The organism is Bradyrhizobium sp. MI1.4 (genome assembly GCF_055811315.1).
The window spans coordinates 1-18,555 of the sequence record NZ_JBVVPP010000030.1; the positions used below are offsets into that span (position 1 = coordinate 1).

At 64.3% G+C, this 18,555-nt stretch carries 14 protein-coding genes; 4 read left to right on the top strand and 10 right to left on the bottom strand.

What is annotated here, in order from left to right; translation table 11 throughout:
• Positions 1-404 precede the first annotated feature (404 nt).
• Positions 405-1,544, top strand: a complete 1,140-nt coding sequence (locus AC0L23_RS26155; protein WP_085384016.1) for an MFS transporter — start codon at positions 405-407, stop codon at positions 1,542-1,544.
• 6 nt (positions 1,545-1,550) lie between these two features.
• Here AC0L23_RS26155 and AC0L23_RS26160 read toward each other — a convergent pair whose 3' ends face one another.
• Positions 1,551-2,540 carry a Bug family tripartite tricarboxylate transporter substrate binding protein gene (locus tag AC0L23_RS26160; protein WP_085384015.1) on the bottom strand — a complete coding sequence of 330 codons (990 nt, stop codon included), beginning with the start codon at positions 2,538-2,540 and terminating at the stop codon, positions 1,551-1,553.
• Positions 2,541-2,827: 287 nt separating this feature from the next.
• Here AC0L23_RS26160 and AC0L23_RS26165 point away from each other — a divergent pair, with 287 nt between their 5' ends.
• Positions 2,828-5,668, top strand: coding sequence for an ATP-binding protein (locus tag AC0L23_RS26165; RefSeq protein WP_085384014.1), 2,841 nt, complete (start codon positions 2,828-2,830; stop codon positions 5,666-5,668).
• A gap of 23 nt (positions 5,669-5,691) precedes the next feature.
• Here AC0L23_RS26165 and AC0L23_RS26170 read toward each other — a convergent pair whose 3' ends face one another.
• The 3 genes from AC0L23_RS26170 to AC0L23_RS26180 all read right to left on the bottom strand — a co-directional run bounded on the left by AC0L23_RS26170 (position 5,692) and on the right by AC0L23_RS26180 (position 9,362).
• Positions 5,692-6,630: an aldo/keto reductase gene (locus AC0L23_RS26170; RefSeq protein WP_026234005.1), complete on the bottom strand. Its 939-nt coding sequence runs from the start codon at positions 6,628-6,630 to the stop codon at positions 5,692-5,694.
• Between the two features lie 93 nt (positions 6,631-6,723).
• Positions 6,724-8,220, bottom strand: coding sequence for an MDR family MFS transporter (locus tag AC0L23_RS26175; protein WP_085384013.1), 1,497 nt, complete (start codon positions 8,218-8,220; stop codon positions 6,724-6,726).
• The gene (locus AC0L23_RS26180; RefSeq protein ID WP_085384012.1) at positions 8,217-9,362 is read right to left on the bottom strand and encodes an HlyD family secretion protein; all 1,146 of its coding nucleotides are present in this window, start codon (positions 9,360-9,362) and stop codon (positions 8,217-8,219) included. The genes AC0L23_RS26175 and AC0L23_RS26180 overlap by 4 nt, the downstream gene beginning before the upstream one ends.
• 47 nt (positions 9,363-9,409) lie before the next feature.
• Here AC0L23_RS26180 and AC0L23_RS26185 point away from each other — a divergent pair, with 47 nt between their 5' ends.
• A complete protein-coding gene (locus AC0L23_RS26185; protein ID WP_244561210.1) occupies positions 9,410-10,138 on the top strand; it encodes a TetR/AcrR family transcriptional regulator in 729 nt (242 codons plus the stop codon).
• A gap of 49 nt (positions 10,139-10,187) precedes the next feature.
• Here the strand turns inward: AC0L23_RS26185 and msrA are convergent, their stop codons facing one another.
• The 6 genes from msrA to AC0L23_RS26215 form a co-directional block, all read right to left on the bottom strand.
• A complete protein-coding gene (gene msrA, locus AC0L23_RS26190; protein ID WP_085384010.1) occupies positions 10,188-10,703 on the bottom strand; it encodes a peptide-methionine (S)-S-oxide reductase MsrA in 516 nt (171 codons plus the stop codon).
• A 171-nt stretch (positions 10,704-10,874) separates the two neighbouring features.
• Positions 10,875-11,297, bottom strand: coding sequence for an OsmC family protein (locus tag AC0L23_RS26195; RefSeq protein ID WP_018460340.1), 423 nt, complete (start codon positions 11,295-11,297; stop codon positions 10,875-10,877).
• Between the two features lie 111 nt (positions 11,298-11,408).
• Entirely contained in the window at positions 11,409-12,257 is an 849-nt protein-coding gene (locus tag AC0L23_RS26200; protein ID WP_018460341.1) for an enoyl-CoA hydratase/isomerase family protein, read from the bottom strand.
• 62 nt (positions 12,258-12,319) lie between these two features.
• On the bottom strand, positions 12,320-13,633 hold the full coding sequence (locus tag AC0L23_RS26205; protein ID WP_018460342.1) for an epoxide hydrolase family protein: 1,314 nt from the start codon (positions 13,631-13,633) through the stop codon (positions 12,320-12,322).
• Between the two features lie 264 nt (positions 13,634-13,897).
• Positions 13,898-14,635 (bottom strand): VOC family protein, encoded by a 738-nt coding sequence (locus AC0L23_RS26210; RefSeq protein WP_085384009.1) that lies wholly within the window; start codon positions 14,633-14,635, stop codon positions 13,898-13,900.
• A gap of 33 nt (positions 14,636-14,668) precedes the next feature.
• Positions 14,669-15,340, bottom strand: coding sequence for a sensor histidine kinase (locus AC0L23_RS26215; protein WP_085384008.1), 672 nt, complete (start codon positions 15,338-15,340; stop codon positions 14,669-14,671).
• Positions 15,341-15,669: 329 nt separating this feature from the next.
• Between AC0L23_RS26215 and AC0L23_RS26220 the strand changes: the two genes are divergently transcribed.
• Complete coding sequence (locus tag AC0L23_RS26220) at positions 15,670-18,513, top strand: ATP-binding protein (RefSeq protein WP_085384007.1); 2,844 nt, start codon at positions 15,670-15,672, stop codon at positions 18,511-18,513.
• Positions 18,514-18,555 lie beyond the last annotated feature (42 nt).

Below are 18,555 nucleotides of genomic sequence, written 5' to 3' on the forward strand. Positions count from 1 at the left end.
AGCCTTGGGCTCACGGAGAGCAATCCGCCCTGCCCTTGGCCTCTCGCACCCGAACGCTGCCGCGTCCACCGCAAGCCCGGCTCGCGAACATGACGACCACAAGATCGCCCCTCAAGGATGAGCCGGGATGGCCAACACATACGCCGTTTCCGAATTTCGGTAAAGCGGAATATTTTCATCAGTGCGGCTTGACACCGGTGCGGGTCGGGCTGTCAAGGTGTTTCGCCCGACGGCGCAGCCCACCGGCGCGCCGAGATGCCGGTGACGAGCCAAAAGGCCTGGTGTCCGCTTGCGGCCGCCCGGGGGCCGCCTGCGACAATCCGAGTCCGCCGCGGACATAAAGACGCGACAATTGCGGGGCTTGTCGATTGCCCCTGCCCTGATTCCCCCTTCCCGGAGTTCCCATGTCTTCTGCCGACAGGCCAGCGACACGCCTTGCGACCAGACTTGCCTTCCTCGTCGCGGGTTTCGGCATGGCGTGTTGGGCACCACTGGTGCCGTTCGCGAAGGCGCGGCTCGCCGTCGACGACGGCATCCTCGGACTGCTCCTGCTCAGCCTCGGCATCGGCTCGGTCGTCGCGATGCTTCTGACCGGCGTGCTGAGTGCGCGCTATGGCAGCAAGCCGATCATCATGGCGGGCGGGATCGGTCTTGCCCTGGTCCTGCCTCTGCTGACAATCGCGAACTCGCCCGCGATGCTGGCGCTGGCACTCCTCGCATTCGGCGCCGCGCTCGGCTCCATCGATGTCGCCATGAACATCCACGCGGTTGAGGTGGAGCGCGCCGCGGGACGTCCGCTGATGTCCGGCTTCCACGCGCTGTTCAGTATCGGCGGCTTCGCCGGGGCCGCGCTCATGACCGCACTGCTCTCGCTGCAACTCGGCGCGCTCGCTTGCACGCTGATCTGCTCCGTCCTGATGCTGATCGCGATGCTTGGGGCCTGGCCGCGGCTGCTTCGCTCCGTGCAGGTGCAGGAAGGACCGCTGTTCGTGCTGCCGCATGGCGCCGTGCTCCTGCTCGCGCTGCTTTGCGCCATCACCTTCCTCGTCGAAGGCGCGATGCTCGATTGGGGCGCGTTGCTCGTCATCGGCGCGGGTCTCGTTTCCGAAGCGCAAGGCGGGATCGGCTACATCGTGTTCTCGGTCGCGATGACGATTGGGCGGCTCGGCGGCGACGCCGTCGTCGCGCGCATCGGAGACCGCACGACATTGTTCTGGGGCAGCCTGATTGCGATCGCGGGTTTCGTGGTCCTGCTCACCGCTCCCGTCGTGGCGGTCGCCATAGGCGGCTTCCTACTCATCGGCCTCGGCGCATCCAACCTCGTGCCGGTGCTGTTCCGCCGAGCGGCGAGGCAGAAGGTGATGCCAACGGGCCTCGCCGTCGCGGCGATCACGACCGCCGGCTACGCCGGCGTTCTCGCGGGCCCCGCCGGTGTCGGCTTCATCGCACGTCTTGGCGGATTGCCGGTGGCGTTCTGGCTCCTGACCGCGCTGATGGGCCTCGTCACGCTGACGGCGCGCATTGTCACGCGCGCCGATGCCTGAGCGGCTTCACAAATTGATCAGCCCGATCGATTTGATCAGGGGCGCGAGGCTTGCGGATGTGGCCTCGACGATGCGCTGGAATTTGTCCGGGCTTGAATCGTTGTCCGGCTCCATGCCCTGGGCGCGATAGCTCGCCAGAAGCGCCCTATCGGCCATGGCGAGCCGCGTCGCCTGCGCGATCCGGTCGATGATCGCATCGTCGGTGTCCTTGGGTGCGAACAGACCGAACCATCCCTCATACCGGATGCCGGACATGCCGGATTCGACGGCGGTCGGGATCTCCGGCGCGCCGCTCAGCCGCGTTTCGGTGGTGACCGCAAGCAGCCTGACTCTTCCCGCTTGGGCCAGCTGCTGCAATTGAACGGACATGACGGCAATGACGAGCGATATCTGGCCGCTGACGAGGTCGTTGGTCGCCTGCGCGATGCCGCGATAGGGCACGTGGACGATGTCCAGCGCGCCGGCCTGCTGCTTGAAGGATTCGCCGACCAGATGGTTTCCGGTGGCGATCCCCGGCGTGCCATAGGACAGCTTTCCTGGATTGGCTTTCGCATAGGTGATCAACTCGCGCAGGTTTGCGGCAGGCACCGAAGGATTGACGGCGAAAACCAGCGCGCTGTTGATCAGCCGGTAGATGGCGCGGAAATCGCCAACGGAATATCCGGGATTTGCCGCCGTCATGGGAATGATGACCTGCGTGCTGCCGTTGCCGAGCAGCAGCGAATAGCCGTCGGGCTCCTCGCGCGCGACCGCCGCGGTCCCGATGGCGCCGCCCGCGCCGCCGATATATTCGACGAAGGTCGGCCCGAGCAGCGACGGCATCCTGTCCACCCAGGGGCGCGCGATCTGGTCACCCGATCCGCCGGCTCCGTAGGGAATCACCAGGCGAATGGGACGAGACGGATAGTCGGCGGCTTGTCCGCTGCGGGGAAGCGCGGCGAGCGCCGCTGCGCCCGACAACGCGTGCACCAATTGTCGCCGCGTGAAAGAGGCCATGCTGGAAATTCCGGAAGTCGGCAGTCAATGTGGTGGCGGGACCGGCTCCCGGACCATGCCATCGCAGCAATCCGGCATCACAGTCAATGCTCCATCCGGCCGTGCCCCGGCGTCATCGCATTGTCATGTCGGCCTAACTCTTTATTTCACAAGCATTATTTCGGCGAGCCATCCGTCCGCGCAAGGCTGTCAGCCCTGCCCACTGCTTTCGACCGGTTTACTGTACGCCTCGTTCTGTTAGATCAGAAAGTAATACCTTTTGACTCCCTTCGAGGGGGCGATGGCGCGTGCCAGATCGTAGCGAAGATTCGGCCATTTCCTTTGGGCCATTTCGACTGTTTCCGAAGTCCCGGCTCTTGGAGAAGGAGGGCTCGCCGCTTCATGTCGGCGGCCGCGCGCTCGACATTCTCATCTTCCTTGCCGGACGCCCCGGAGAAGTGGTCGACAAGAGAGAGCTGGTCAAGCGCATCTGGGCCGGCGTCAATGTCGACGAGGGTAGCCTGCGCTTCCATGTCGCAGCGCTACGCAAGGCGCTCGGCGACACCGGCAAGTCGGCGCGTTACGTCGTCAACGTGCCCGGCCGCGGCTATTGCTTTGTCGCCTCGTTCGCTCAAGCAGCTCCTCCGGCCGCCCCGCTCCCGGCCGAAAGCGCCCCTCCCCGCTCCTTGCCCGCTCAGCTCACCACGATGGTCGGCCGGGAAGGTGTCATCGAGAAGATCTCGAACGGACTTTCGCTCTATCGCTTCATGACCGTCGTCGGCCCGGGCGGCATCGGCAAGACCTCGGTCGCCGTCACCGTCGGGCATCGCCGCTCCCAGGATTTCGGCGGGCGAGTCTTCTTTGTCGATTTCGGTCCGCTGAGGGATGCCAGTCACATCGCGACCACCATTGCTTCGGCGCTCGGACTGACCATCAGCGCGGAGGATCCGACGCCGGCCCTGCTGACGTTTCTGAAGACCGACCCGGCCCTGCTGATCTTCGACGGTTGCGAACATGTGCTGGATCATTTGGCGCCGCTGGTCGAGCGCATCGTTCGCGAAGCACCGCAGCTTCGTGTTCTCGCAACCAGCCGCGAGTCGTTCCGGAGCGAAGGCGAGCGAATTTTCCGGCTGTTCCCGCTGGACTGTCCGCCCGAGCGCGAAGGGCTTGCTGTCGACGAGGTCCTTGCCTACCCTGCGGCTCAGCTCTTTGTGGAGCGCATTGCGCAGAGCTCGGGCCCGTTCCAGCTCAGCGCGGAAGAGGCCCCCCTCGTCGCGAGCATCTGCCGGCGCCTCGACGGCATCGCGCTGGCAATCGAGCTCGCGGCGGGCCGCGTCAATGCTTACGGCATCGCCGGCACGGCATCCCTGCTCGACAGCCGCTTTTCGCTGCAATGGCGCGGCCGACGCACCGCCGTGCCGCGGCACCAGACACTCGCTGCGGCGCTCGACTGGAGCTACGACCTTCTGCCTGCCGCGGAGAGCGCAACGCTGCGACGCCTGTCGGTCTTCGCCGGGCCTTTCGCGCCGGAGGCGGCTGCGGCGGTCGCGTCGGGTGACGGCCTCAACGCCTCCGAGACCCTCGAAGCAATCGACAGCCTGGTGACCAAGTCTCTGATTTCGCCGTCCGGCTCGCGGACGCTGCGCTATCGGCTGCTCGACACCACGCGCACCTATGCATACGGAAAACTCAACGAGCTCGGCGAAGCCGGGCAGTTCGCGCGGCGTCATGCCGAGCATTTTCGCGATTTATTCCAGCGCGCGGAGGCCGATATTTCGACGCCGCTGCCCGAATGGCTGAGCATGTATGGCGCGGAGCTGGACAATGTGCGCGCGGCGTTGGACTGGGCCTTCGGGCCCGACGGCGAGCCGAAACTCGGGATCGCGCTGACGTCGGCCGCAGTCACGCTGTGGGTGCGTCTTTCGCTGTTCGCGGAATGCCGTGAGCGCAGCAGAACGGCGCTCGCGGCGCTCGGAGACACCGCCGACGACGACCGCATCCGCATGCAGCTGCTGTCGGCGCTCGGATGGTCGCTGATGTATGGCGAGGGCCGCGCGCGCGAGGCGCGGCCGATCCTCGAGACGACCCTCGAGCTGGCTGACAGGCTCGACGACAAGGATTTCCGGCTGCGCGCGCTCTGGGGCTTGTGCATCGACCAGTTCAATAACGGACAGTTCGGCAAGGCCCGTGCGCTCGCCGATCGCTTTGCGAACGCAGCCGCGAACTCGCCCGACAGGACCGATGTCATGCTGGGCGACCGGCTGATGGCCGTCGCGCTGCATTATCTCGGGGATCAGAACGAGGCTCGGCTGCGCATCGACCGGGTCAATGCATCGTTGCATGTGTTGGCGGAGAAGCCGAAAATCTTCCCGCTCGATCTGAGAATATCGACGCAATATTTTCGAGCTCGCATCCTGTGGCTTCAGGGTCTGGCCGATCAGGCTCAGGCCCTCACCGCCAGAAACATCGAGGAAGGCCGCGCCAACGGCCACGCGCTGACATTCTGCAGCGTGCTCGGACAAGCCGCCTGCCCGATCGCCTTCTGGTCCGGCGATTTCGACGCCGCCGAGCGTCACGGCATCGAGCTGCTCGAACACACCGAGCGCCACGCCATCCGGCTGTGGGGCCTGTGGGCACGGGCCTTCAACGCCGCAGTCATGGTCAGGCGCGGCGACGTCACGACCGGCCTGCCGCTGCTGCGCGAGGAGCTCAATCGCGCCGGCGATGCGCGCTTCCTGCCGCGCTTTCTGCCCTTGCTCGGCGAGCTCGCCGCGTGTTCCGGAGAGGCCGACCAGGTCGATCGCGGGCTCGACGTGATCGAGGATGTCCTGACCCGCTGCAACGACCGGCAGGAGCTCTGGTATCTGCCGGAGCTGATCCGCATCAAGGGAGAGTTGATGCTCAGGAACGCCCGGCATTCAGAGGATGCCGAGGCGCGCTTTCGCGAGGCCATGGACATTGCCGTCCAGCAAGGCGCGCTTTTCTGGGAGCTGCGAAGCGCGGTCAGCCTGGCGCGGTACATGATCGGGGCCGGCCAGAGCGCGGAGGCCTTGGCAATTCTGCAACGCGCATGCGGGCCGTTCACCGAGGGCGCCGGCATTGCCGAGATCCGCAGCGCCCACGATCTGATCGAGCAGCTCCGGGCTTGACGAGTCGGCTGACCGGCGCCGATTCATCCGGCCCGCGGAATGAATCCGGGCACGCCGGTCTCGACGACCGTGTTGAACCTGATGTTTGTCGTAATCTGGTCCCTCATCTCTCGCATGGCGTCTTCGGGCAAGGCCGAAATATCGAAGTTTTCCTGGATGCGCCGGGAATTGGTCGAAGTCGTCAGGAAAGCGGTGCCGCGCTGGACCGCCCACGCCAGCGCAATTTGAGCCGGCGTCCTGTGCAAGCGCTCCGCGATGGCAGTGATCACCGGATCGGCTAGCACGTTCGGCTTCATGGCGTGTCCCAGCGCTGCAAACGCCTGCAAGACAATCCCGTGCTCTCGACAGAAGTCGAGCAGGTCCCATTCGGGAAGATACGGATGCGATTCGACTTGCACCATGGCGGGCCTGATCCGCGCGATCGAAACGATCTCGCGCAGCTTGTCCAGGGTGATGTCCGACAGACCGATCGACTTGCAGTGCCCCTCGTCGACGAGGCGCTCCAGCGCCCCCCATGTCTCCGCCAGCGTAACCCCTGAATCATAGATGACCCGACCGTGCTCATCCCTCGGGTCCTGCTCGTCGCCGGGTTGAAAGGCAAAGGGCGTATGGATGATGTAGCAGTCGATCTCGTCGAGTTGCAGCCGCCGGCGACTGCCGTCGAAGGCAGGCCTGACCCGTTCCGGCCGATGATTGGTGTTCCATAGCTTCGTCGTAACGAACAGGTCCTTGCGCTGAAGCGTCCCCGCCTTGAATGCCTCCCGCAGCGCATCGCCGACCGCCTCTTCGTTGCGATAGCGCTCCGCGCAATCAAGATGTCGAAATCCGGCCTCCAATGCAGCCTTGGTGGCCCGCCTGGTCACGAGCGGATCCGGAATGAGCGTGCCAAATCCCACCGCGGGAATCGTCCCGGATTGATGAGTTAGAATTCTCGTATAACGAAGCGAATCCGACGTTGTCATGCTGATGCTCCTTTGTTTGCCCTCAGCTCCCTCAAAAGTAAGGGACGAGGTATTCGAAATTGACGATGCGATGTCATTCCACGACTCCAGGCGTTAACCGGTAGGCCGCGGCTTACGGAGAAAAAACACGAGCGGAATCATGACGAGCATGGCGAACATCAGGATCTCGAACTGGTCGATGACCGCGACGGTCGCCGCCTGACGCGTGACCATGCCGTTGAGGGCCGCAAGACCCGGCTTGCCGACCGAGCCCCCGACGTAAGCGGCGACACGATAGGGCGTGAGGTTCTTTGCGAGTGCGACATGCACAGCCTGCGTGTTGGCGTAGAAGAAGAGCTGGACGACCGCGATGCCAATGGTGCTGCCATAGAGGCGCGACAGGTTGATCAGCGCGCTGCCTTCCGGGCGGAGCTTCGGATCGAGCGTGCCGAACGCGGCCCTGGCGAGCGCGGGCAGCAACATGCCGAGACCCGCTCCCTGGAGCAGGCCGGCCTCGACGACCGGCCGCCAATCCATCGCCGGTGAATAGCCAAGCATCAGCCAGTTGGCATAGACCACCAGCGTCATTCCACCCACGAGGAACGGCCGGTAGTCGATCTGCGCCGGGACCAGGCTCGTCAGCACCAGCGCCCCCACCAGCGCGACGCCGCGAGGAACGGTCATGTATCCGGTGGTGTCGACGGGGTAGTTGAGCAATTCCTCCAGCATCGGGGACGTCAAGGCCAGGGTCGGCAGCAGCACGAAGCCAAGCGCGAAGGAGATGACCGTCGAGAGCACGAGATTGCGGTCCCTGAACAGCGCCGTGCGGAGAAAGTGCTCCTTTGTCGTCATGACGTGCACGATGAAGAGATAGAAGCCGAGCACGGAGGCGCCCGCCTCGATCCAGATTTCCGTCGAGGCGAACCATTCGAGGCGCTCCCCGCGGTCGAGCAACATCTGCAACCCGATCATGCCGACGGAGAACGTCGTCAGACCGAAGAAGTCGAAGGACCGGCTCCGCTCCGCCCGCTTCTCGCGGAGCAGCTGAGCCATCGTCAGGAAAATGAAGCCCGTCATCGGCAGGCTGAAATAGAAGATCGAGGGCCAGCGGTAATATTCGCTGAGCCAGCCGCCAATGGCCGGGCCACTGCTGATGCCGAGTAGGGAGCAGACGGTCCACGCCAGGCTCATGCGCGCATGTCGCACCGGCGATGTCGCCTCGAGCAGGATCGCCAGCGAGAGCGGTGCCAGCGGTCCGCTCGCCGCGCCCTGGAGGATTCGCGCCAGCACGAACTGAATCGACGTCGTCGCCAGCGTGTCGAGCGCGAGACCCAACACGAAGATCGTGACGGCGGCCTGATAGACTACCTTCCGACCGTAGCGTCCCGCCAGCCATTGCGTGATCGACATGGTCACGGCGCTCGCCGCGATATACGAGGAAAACACCCAACCGACCTCGTCATTGGCCATCGAGAGCGTCGCCTGAATATGGGGTAGCGCCGCGTTCGGTATCGAGATGTTGACGGCCTGCATGTAGGTCGCCATGAGGGCGGCCGCGGCGATCGCGTGATGACCGCCGGGCGCCGTGGACGATGGGAGGGGCGTACTCATTTGCCCTCCATCGCAAGCGCCGGTTGGAGCAGATGCGCCCAGCTGCGGCGATGGCCTGTATCGACCCGCGCCGTCACGCTGATGCCTGAGAACAACGGCCGGTTTGGATCGAGATCGTCGAGTTCCAAGCGCACCGGCAATCGCTGGACGACCTTGACCCAGTTTCCCGTCGCATTCTCGGGCGGCAGGAGCGAGAAGTCCGAGCCGGTCCCCGGACTCATGCTGACGATGTGTGCCTTGAACTTGCGATCGGGATAGGCATCGACGTCGATCGTCGCCTCCTGGCCAGGGCGCATATGAGTGAGACCGGTCTCGCGAAAATTCGCCTCGACCCAGACGTGCCGGCTCGACAGCAACGAGAACGTCGGTGCCCCGGCATTGACGAAGCCACCAATCTGGAGATCGTCGACCTTGGTCACGATGCCGTCGTCCGGCGCCGTCACGGTGGCGTAGGAGAGATCCAGCCGCGCACGGTCGAATTGTGCCTTGGCTGCGCGGACTGCCGGATGGCGATCGACATCACCCTCAAGCTCGCCGTTGAGTGCGACGATCGTGGTGGCGATCTGCTGCTCGACCGACGCCACGCGCTGGCGAGCGACCTTGAGATCCGTCTCGGCCCGTTCATAGACCGCGCGTGGCGTGAAGTCGGAGGCAACCAGCATCCTCTTGCGGTCGAATTCGTGCTCGTCGAACGTAGCCGTCTCTTTGGCCGACTGCAGCTCCGCCTGCTGCTGACGGTGGGTCGCCTTGAGGGATTCGATCTGGAGCCGCGCACTGCCGAGGCGCGCCTCGGCCTGGTCGACGGCAATTTGATAAGGCTCCGGGTCGATGCGAAACAGCACCTGCCCCCGCCGGACGCGCTCGTTGTCACGCACGGCTATCTCGACCGCCTGGCCGGAAACGCGCGCGTTGATGGTCACCTTGGCGGCACGCACAAAGGCGTCGTCGGTCGAGACATATTGCTCCTGCGCCAGATAGATGAATGCGCCGACCACGGCCACCGCCATCGGCAGCGCAAGCATCAGCGGCCGTCGCAGCGGCTTGCCGAGCCCTGCCCCAAACCATTGGGCGGCTGCCTCGCTCGGGCGGAAGCTGTTGCGAACGCCGAGCCCGCCGGCGATTGGCGCGAAATCGAAACGCATCGGAAGATCCTCGGGTTCAATCTATTTAATAACGCTCGTTACAAATATTGTACTCCGACGCGGCGATCAAGTCCGCGACCTTGATTTTTATAACGATCCATACAAATATGCGTGTGGAACATGGCAACCGGGGTTCTGACGATATGGCACGGAAAAAGAGCGAAACGACCCCGGCGCGCCGGGGACGCCCACCGGCCTACGACGCAGAGACGGCCTTGAAGCGGGCAACGGAAACGTTCTGGAGGACCGGTTATTCCGGTACCTCCCTGGACAAGGTCGCTGCCGCGACCGGGATGAGTCCGCCGAGCCTCTACGCGGTGTTCGGCAACAAGCATGCGCTCTATCTCGAGGCGCTCGCGCGGTATTGGGAGATCAGCCTTGCCGCGACGCGTGAGGCTCTCGCCGGGGACCATTCCTTGGACGAAGCGCTGATGCTGGTCTATGACGCGGCGCTGTCGATCTACTTTTCCGGCAAGGGAGCCGCACGCGGCTGCTTCGTGGTGGGGACGGCGGTGACCGAAGTCGCAGAAGATGCCGCGATCCGGAGCAGCGTTGCGGCGGGACTGCGCATGATAGATGCCGATTTCGAAGCCCGCTTCCGCCTCGCCCAGGACAAGGGCGAGCTGAAGCGCGACGCCGATCCGGCGGCGCTTGCCATTCTCGCTTCAGCCACGATGCACACCATCGCCATTCGCGCCCGTGCCGGCGCCCGCCGCCCGGAGCTGAGGGAGATGGCCCGAAAAGCGGTCGATGTGATCTGCGGATGCCGGCGATGATCTCGCGGATTTCAGCCATGGCTCTCCCCGGCAATAGCGACGACCAGCTTTAGCCTGCCGCGGCAGCCCCGCGCCGCGGCAACTTCCAGTCGGGGCGGATGAAGTGGCAGGTGTACCCGTCCGGATAGCGTTCGAGATAATCCTGATGCTCCGGCTCGGCTTCCCAGAACTCGCCCGCGGGCGCGACCTCGGTCACGACCTTGCCAGGCCAGAGACCGGACGCCTCGACGTCTGCAATCGTATCCCTGGCGACCCGCTTCTGCTCGTCGCTGGTATAGAAGATCGCCGAGCGATAGCTCGTGCCCAAATCATTGCCCTGGCGGTTGAGCGTGGTCGGATCGTGGATCTGGAAGAAGAACTCCAGCATGGTTCGAAAGCTGGTCTTGGCGGGATCGAAGGTGATCTCGATCGCTTCGGCATGACCTTCATGATTGCGGTAGGTGGCATTCTTCACCGCACCGCCGGTGTAGCCGACGCGGGTGGAGACCACGCCCGGCTGCTTGCGGATCAGATCCTGCATGCCCCAGAAGCAGCCTCCGGCCAGAATTGCGCGTTCCGTTGTCATTCGATGCTCCCAATTGATCCGTCTGTCCGTTCTGCATCCGTCGCATATTATGCTTTCGGCGGCCCAGCCGAAAGCCGGGCATTTGCCCATCCGGTTCCTCTCGTGGAGGCCAAAGCTTCGACGACCTCAGCTTCCCCAAGCAGAACCAGATGGACATAAATTGAGCGCGCCTTACGTCAGCTTCGCGTCGAGCGTGATTGCGGCGTTGAGCACCTTCGACACCGGACAGTTCTTCTCGGCCTCGCCCGCGATCTTGGCGAAACCAGCGTCGTCGAGGTTCGGCACCTTGGCACGTAGCGTCAGCGCCGATTTGCTGATCTTGAAGCCTTTGCCTTCCGGCTCGAGGCTGACCGCAGCTTCAGTCGTGAGCTCGTCCGGCGTGAAGCCGGCGAGTTGCAGGCCGAAGGCCAGCGCCATAGTGAAGCAGCCGGCATGGGCCGCAGCGATCAATTCCTCGGGATTGGTGCCCTTCTCGTTCTCAAAGCGGGTCTTGAACGAATAAGGCGTCGCGGCGAGCACGCCGGATTCGCTCGATAACTGACCAGTGCCATCGCGACCGGTGCCTTTCCAGACCGCTGTTGCCTTGCGGATCATCTCAATTCTCCTGGTTGATTTTTTTAGCACCGGCACTCGGTACGGTACGAAAGCGACATTGGCACGACCGCCTGTCGCCGTTCCAACCGGCCGAGCGCCGCAGCAGTTCCGCTAGCTACCGATCTGTCCGACATGGAAGCCGAGCCGGTTCTCGACATCACCGGCGCGGTGGAAGCCGCGCGACATCAGCGCCTTGATGCGGCTCTGGCTTGCCGGGCGGCTGAGCGAGGCCAGGAACGCGTCCCATTCCGGCTTGATCTCGATATCCGGTGGCAGGCTCGCAACGTCGACGAGGCGCTTGGTCTCGGCAATCGCCTCCTTGTCGAAGGACGCGATGCGCATGGCCAGCGCCTCGACGAAGCCATCGAGCTCGGCATCCGGCAACGAGCGGTTCACATAGCCGTAACGTTCGGCGAGATCGCCGTGGATATCGTCGGCGCCAAGCAGAACCTCGAGCGCGCGGCCGCGGCCCATCAGACGCGGCAACCGCGCCATCGGGCCGCCGCCGGGCACGAGGCCCGCACCGACCTCCCATTGCGACAGGACCGCCTTTTCGCGGCTGGCAAAGCGCATATCACTTGCCAGCGCCAGTTCGCTGCCGACGCCGGTCGCACGGCCCCTAATCGAGGCAATCGAAACCACCGGCGCGCGGCTGAGACGCACCAGCATGTCGGGCAGTGCCTGCAGGCCCGTCGGCCCCGGCGGGATACGAAGCGAATCCTCCAGCGGCGCGAGGAAGTCGTAATGCGTGATGAAGAAGCCTTCGACGGCGCTGTCGAACACCACGACCTTCACCTCAGGATCGGTCTCGATCGCCTTGACGACGTCATCAAGAAGCGGAAGCTGCTTGGGGCCGAAGATATTGACTGGGGGCATGTCGAAGGTGACACGCCAATACGACGGCAGCCGACGTTCCAGGCGGATTTGGTCGGTCGTGAAGGTGCGTTCGGGGCGGTTCATGATTGGATTCCTGGTCTGTGGGGAAAGAAGGGAACGCGCGGAAGTGCGCGTCCCCGCAGGTCTCAGATCGACTGACGCAGCGGTCGGAAGGCGGTGCGCATTTCCGCGCAGAACAACGCGGGCTGCTCCCAGGCGGCGAAATGGCCGCCCTTGTCGAGACGGTTGTAGTGCATCAGCCTCGGATAGGCCTTCTCGGTCCAGCTGCGCGGCGCAGCGTAGATCTCGTCCGGGAAGACGCTGACGGCGACCGGGATCTTGATGTGCTTGGGCTCGAAGAACACCAGCTTGTTCTCCCAGTACAGCCGCGCCGACGACACCGCGGTGTTGGTGAGCCAGTAGAGCGCGATGTTGTCGACCACGTCGTCGCGCGACAGCCCTTCCGTCTTGCCGTCGAACACCCGGGCGATCATTGCGGCGCTGCGCGCATCATGGTCGAGCATCCAGGACGCGAGGCCCGCCGGCGAATCCACCAGGCCATAGAGTGTCTGCGGCCGGTTGGACATCTCGATCGCGTAGCCGAGACCGTGCTTGTAGAAGTCATCGAGCTGATCGTAAGCGTAGCGCTCGTCGGCCGAGAGGTTCGACGGCCGCGATCCGCCGGGCTGAAGCGCCTTGGCGATGTCGTCAGGAACGGTCGCGGGCATGTTGGTGTGGATGCCGAGCAGTTCCGGCGGCGCGATCACTGCCATCTGCTCCGTCACGGCATTGCCCCAATCGCCGCCTTGCGCGACATAGCGGTTGTAGCCGAGCCGCTTCATCAGCACGATCCAGGCACGCGCGACGCGCTGGGGATCCCAGCCCAGCTCCGCCGGCTTGCCGGAGAAACCGTGGCCTGGGAGCGAAGGGATCACGAGATCAAAAGCGTCCGCCGCCGTCGCGCCGTGTGCGGCGGGATCGGTGAGCGGGCCGACGATCTTCATCTGCTCGATGATCGAACCGGGCCAGCCATGCGTGACGATCATCGGCAAGGCATTCTCGTGCCTGGAGCGGACGTGAATGAAATGGATGTCGACGCCGTCGATCTCGGTGACGAATTGCGGCAAGGCATTCAGCCGCGCCTCCATCTTGCGCCAGTCGTAGTCGTTCTGCCAGTAGCTCACGAGCTGCTGCACCGTCGTCAGTTGCACGCCCTGCGATTGATCGGCAACGATCTCACGATCAGGCCAGCGCGTCGCGGCGAGACGGCGACGGAGATCGAGCAGATCCTGCTCGGGCACGCTGACGTGGAACGGGCGGACCGCCCCGCTCACGCCGGCCTTCGCAGAATGCAGCGGCAGCAGGCTCGACACGCTTGCCGCGACCGCGGTCATCGCGGCTTGACTCAACAGTTGACGGCGGTCTGGATTGAGAATGTCGGTACGTGCTTGCGTGGTCATGTTCGATCTCCCTGGCTTTGGTCGGTGACGCTGACCGAATTTGACATAAACGCCTCGGTTCGCCATGCCGAGAGATTGGCGCAGGCCCTGGCAATTTGCTCGTTATGGGTTGTTAGAGCGCGTTAGCCGTTGCGAGCCGCGCGACACCGAGGAGAGCGATCGTCGACTCGCGACGCGCGCCGCCAAAACAACACGGCGCGCGATGAGCTCAGTCATCGCGCGCCGTGTCGGCTTGCATCAGTCGAAGAATCCGTGCTGCCCAGCTCAGGATGGCAGCGGCTGGCCCGCCTGTTCGCGGACGATGTAATCGGCGTACCAATCGGCCCAGTTCTCGTCGTGCCCGCCGGTCCGCTTTTCGTGCTCGCCATGGGCCGCCGCCGCGCGGCGCAGTGCTGCGGCCAGCGCAGCCTGCGAAGCGAATGTCGTGCCGTCGCCCGCGATCCGTCCCGGCAATCGCGTCGTGACCTCCTGGAACAACCAGCCATTGCCGTCGGGATCGCTGAACGACGCATATGAGCCGTAGCTGCCGCGCTTCGGGTCAGCACCGCTCACCCGAACGCTGCCGGAGAGATAAGGCTCGTCGGTCCCCGCGTGAACATCGGCGGCACCGTGGAATGGAGCGCTGACCTCGACGCCGCGGTCGAGCAGATCCGTTCGCGCCGCCTCCAGATCGGAGACGATCAGGTACAAGCCTCGCGCCGAGCCCGGCGCTGCCGCCGTCACGTTCCTGCCGAAGATCACCGAGCAGGCCGAACCCGGCGGCGTGAACTGGATCACGCGCCAGTCATCGCCGGAGGCAAAATCGGCGTCCAGTCGCCAACCGAGACGCGCGTAAAAGGCCTTGGCGCGATCGACATCGGACACCGGGATCACGATCACCTCGAGCCGCTGATCGACGCTAGGCGATGTCGAAGGCGTCTTCGTAGACTTGTTGGAAGACTTGTTGGAAGGCTTATTGGAAAGCTTGGCCGCGGCGTCGCGGTCGATTTCGGTAGTGGCCATGTCGAACTCCCTGGGTTGGATCTAAGGCGAGCTTCAAGCAGCTGTGATCGGCATCACGATGGTTACGCGTGTGCCGTCCTCTCCCGCCTCGCCCTGCAGCCGGGCGTGAATGCTGCGTGCGAGTCCTTCGAGAATCCGGCTGCCGGTGCCCTGAAGCGGCCCGGTCGCGCCGATCCCGTTGTCTATTACCGTGCAGAACCAGGCGCCGTCGCGATTGGCCGTCTCGATGCGGATCAGTGCGTCATTCCTGTTCGGGAAGGCATGCTTGGCCGCATTCGTTACCAGCTCCGTCAGCATCAGCGCGAGCCGATGGCATTGCGACGCCGGCAGCGTGCCGCTTTCAATTGCAGCCTCGCAGCGGATGCCCGCCGGCTCCAGCACGGCCTCGGAAATCGCTCCGCACAGATTTTCGAAGAAGGCCGCCACCGGGATCGCCGTATGGTCGTCATTGTCGGACAAGAGTTGATAGAGCCTGCCGAAGGCGACAATGCGCCGCTCGAGCCGGTCCGCTGCAAGCGATACGTCCCTGGTACCCGTTCGGGTGAAATCGCGGCGGACTGACGCACCCAGTATCGTTAGCGTGTTCTTCATCCGATGGTGGGATTCCCGCAGCACGAGCTCCCAGTCACGCGACTGATCGTCTAAACTGGCCACAAATTGAGATCGAACGACGTCGTCATTCGGCCGAGCATTGATACCGGACATCGTAGCCTCCCCGTTGGAATTAGCGTCAAACTCGGAACGGATACTGGATGCAGTTCGCGCGCATTGCTCGTTAGACGTTGCAAGATTCTGTTATGATGGGGGTCCGACGACGGGCACTCCGAACGTGAGCTGGTCGGTCAAGCACACTGCCGGGTTGTCCCGATCGCTCCGAAAGAGGCTCGCGTTGAGTACAATTTGCGACGGATCGTCGCGCGCGACCGGCTTGCCGGCACCCTCCACGCGATTTCGCCACTTTCGACCAGTTTACTCAGGGTTCCCTTCTGCTAGATCAAAGTGCAGAGTTCAGCTCTCACTGGAATGATTGGCCCGTGCCGGACACTAACGACCAGGATTCGGCCATTGCTTTCGGGCCATTCCGGCTGTTCGCAAAGACGCGGCTGCTCGAGAAGGACGGCGCCCCGGTTCACCTCGGCGGCCGTGCGCTCGACATCCTCGTTTTTCTCGCCGAGCGCGCCGGCGAGGTCGTGGACAAGCGTGAGTTGATCCGGCGGGTCTGGGCCGACGTGAATGTGGACGAAGGCAGCCTGCGCTTTCACATCACGACGCTGCGCAAGGCCTTGGGCGATCCGGGCGAAGGGTCCCGCTACGTCGTCAACGTCCCCGGACGAGGTTATTGCTTCACGGCGGCGCTGCTCCGGGCTGCCCCTTCGGAGAACCGGACCAGCCTGCCCGTTGCTTCGCCGCGCTCGTTGCCCTCGCCGCTGGCAAAGATGATCGGGCGGGACGATGCGGTCCAGAGAATTTCCGCCGAGCTCGTTTTGCATCGCTTCGTCACGATCGTCGGTCCCGGCGGGATCGGCAAGACCTCGGTCGCACTGGCCGTGGCGCATGGCGAGCTCCCGGCCTTCGACGGCCAGGTGTGTTTTGTCGATTTTGGCGCGCTGAGGGAGACCCGGCTCGTTGCGGGAACGATCGCGGCCGCGCTGGGCCTGACAGTCAATTCCGACGATCCGGTGCCGGGGTTGCTGACGTTCCTGCGCAACCGGCGGATGCTGATGGTCTTCGACAGTTGCGAGCACATCCTCGACGATCTCGCCCCTCTGGCGGAGCGCATCGTCCGGGAAGCGGGTGAGCTGCATATTCTCGCCACCAGCCGCGAATCCTTCCGCGCCGAAGGTGAGCGTGTCCATCGGCTGTTTCCACTGGATTGCCCGCCACAGCGCGACGGACTCGGCATCGCCGACATCCTTGCCTATCCCGCAACTCAGCTTTTTGTGGAACGCATTGCAGAGAGCCTGAGCGAATTCGAGCTCAGCGAGGAGGATGCGCCGCTTGTGGCCGACATCTGCCGTCGATTGGACGGCATCGCGCTCGCGATCGAGCTCGCGGCCGGGCGTGTGAACGCCTATGGCATTGCCGGCACCGCCTCGCTGCTCGACAGCCGTTTCTCCCTGCTATGGCGCGGCCGGCGCACCGCTGTCCCGCGACACCACACCCTGAGTGCGGCGCTCGCCTGGAGCTATGATTTGCTGCCGGCAACCGAAAGCGCAACGCTGCGCGGATTGTCGGCCTTCGTCGGGCCGTTCACGCTGGAAGCCGCGCTTGCGGTCGCATCCTGTCAGGGCATCGGCGAGGCAGAAGCCGCCGAGGCGATCTCCAACCTGCTTTCCAAATCGCTGATCGCGACCTCGCCTGCGGAGCGGCGGCTGCGCTATCGCCTGCTGGATACGACGCGTGCCTTCGTCGCGGAGAAGCTCGTCGAGAACGGCGAAGCTGACCGCGTCGCACGTGCCCACGCCGAATATTTCCGCGATTTCCTGCGTGACATCGCCCTCAAATCCACGGGCATGCAGAGCGCCGGAGGCTTTCTTCCCTATGCCGACCACCTGCCCAATGTCCGGGCCGCGCTGACCTGGAGCTTTTCGGACGGCGGGGACCGAACGATCGGCGTGGATCTGGCGGCGTCGGCGGCGCAATTCTTTCTCGAGCTGACATTGCTGACCGAATGCTACCGCTGGACCCAGCAGGCGCTGGCGTCCCTCGACGCGAGCGCGGTGGATGGCCGCAATGAAATGATCTTGCAGGCCGCGCTCGGCGTATCCGCGATGTTCACGCAGGGCAATACCGAAGCGGTCCGCTCGGCATTCACGCGCAGTCTCCAACTTGCCCAGGAGCTCCAGGATTTGCACTGGCAGCTCTGGCTGCTCCGCGGATTGCACATCTATCTCACCAGGGTCGGAGATTTTCACGGAGCACTCGGAACCGGGGAACAGGGCGAGAGCGTCGCGCGGAAGCTGAACGATCCCGCCAGCACGCTGAACGTCGAATGGATGCTGGGCGTCGCCCATCATTTGATCGGCAACCAGGACAAGGCGGTGCAGCTCTGCGAGAGCGCGATGTTGCATAATCCCGGCTCGCAGCGGCTGAATATCGGCCATCTCGGCTATGACGACCGCATCGTCGCACTGGTGGCGCTGGCACGCGGGCTTTGGCTCACCGGCCGGCCCGATCGTGCGATCGAGGCGTCGAGATACACCGTTCGCGAAGCCGAGCTGCTCGAACAGCCGCTCACTCTCGGTATTTCCTTGATCTGGACCATCTACGTGTTCCTCTGGGTCGGCGACTTGGCCAATGCGGAAATCCTGATCGAGCGGCTGATCGATCATTCCGCGCGGCACTTCCTCGGGCCCTATCACGCGGTCGGCATCGGCCAGAAGGGTGAGCTGCTGCTTCGCCGCGGCGACGTCGCCGCCGGCATCGAGCACCTCCGCCGCAGCCAGGCCACGCTGTACGCGACGCGACACCGGATCATGACCACGGTGTTTGCGACCGCGCTCGCGGAGGGACTCGTGGCGCAGAACCAGGCCGACGAAGCCTTGCAGACCATCAACGATGCCATCGCAGAGATTCCCGATCATGGCGAATCCTTCGACATGCCGGAGATGCTCAGGGTCAAGGGCGACATCCTCGCCCGGTCGGGCAATGCCGCGGAGGCCGAAAGCTGCTTCCTGGACTCGCTCGATCTGTCACGCCGCCAAAGCGCGCTCGGCTGGGAGCTGCGGGGAGCAATTAGTCTCGGCCGGGTTTGGCGCGGGGCCGGAAAAGCCGCCGACGCACGCGCCCTGCTCGCCCCCCTCGTCGCGCGGTACCAGGAGGGCCTCCAGACCCGTGATCTCGTCGCCGCCAGGGAGCTCCTTGCGGCGCTGAATTGAGAGTATCTTCAATGAGATACCGCAAGGCTATCCGCTCGCAAC

Bases quoted from the DNA above. Each gene is read 5' to 3' on its own strand.
- AC0L23_RS26155 (WP_085384016.1), top strand. From the start codon at position 405: ATGTCTTCTGCCGACAGGCCAGCGACACGCCTTGCGACCAGACTTGCC.
- AC0L23_RS26160 (WP_085384015.1), bottom strand. From the start codon at position 2,540: ATGGCCTCTTTCACGCGGCGACAATTGGTGCACGCGTTGTCGGGCGCA.
- AC0L23_RS26170 (WP_026234005.1), bottom strand. From the start codon at position 6,630: ATGACAACGTCGGATTCGCTTCGTTATACGAGAATTCTAACTCATCAA.
- AC0L23_RS26175 (WP_085384013.1), bottom strand. From the start codon at position 8,220: ATGAGTACGCCCCTCCCATCGTCCACGGCGCCCGGCGGTCATCACGCG.
- AC0L23_RS26180 (WP_085384012.1), bottom strand. From the start codon at position 9,362: ATGCGTTTCGATTTCGCGCCAATCGCCGGCGGGCTCGGCGTTCGCAAC.
- msrA (WP_085384010.1), bottom strand. From the start codon at position 10,703: ATGACAACGGAACGCGCAATTCTGGCCGGAGGCTGCTTCTGGGGCATG.
- AC0L23_RS26195 (WP_018460340.1), bottom strand. From the start codon at position 11,297: ATGATCCGCAAGGCAACAGCGGTCTGGAAAGGCACCGGTCGCGATGGC.
- AC0L23_RS26200 (WP_018460341.1), bottom strand. From the start codon at position 12,257: ATGAACCGCCCCGAACGCACCTTCACGACCGACCAAATCCGCCTGGAA.
- AC0L23_RS26205 (WP_018460342.1), bottom strand. From the start codon at position 13,633: ATGACCACGCAAGCACGTACCGACATTCTCAATCCAGACCGCCGTCAA.
- AC0L23_RS26210 (WP_085384009.1), bottom strand. From the start codon at position 14,635: ATGGCCACTACCGAAATCGACCGCGACGCCGCGGCCAAGCTTTCCAAT.
- AC0L23_RS26215 (WP_085384008.1), bottom strand. From the start codon at position 15,340: ATGTCCGGTATCAATGCTCGGCCGAATGACGACGTCGTTCGATCTCAA.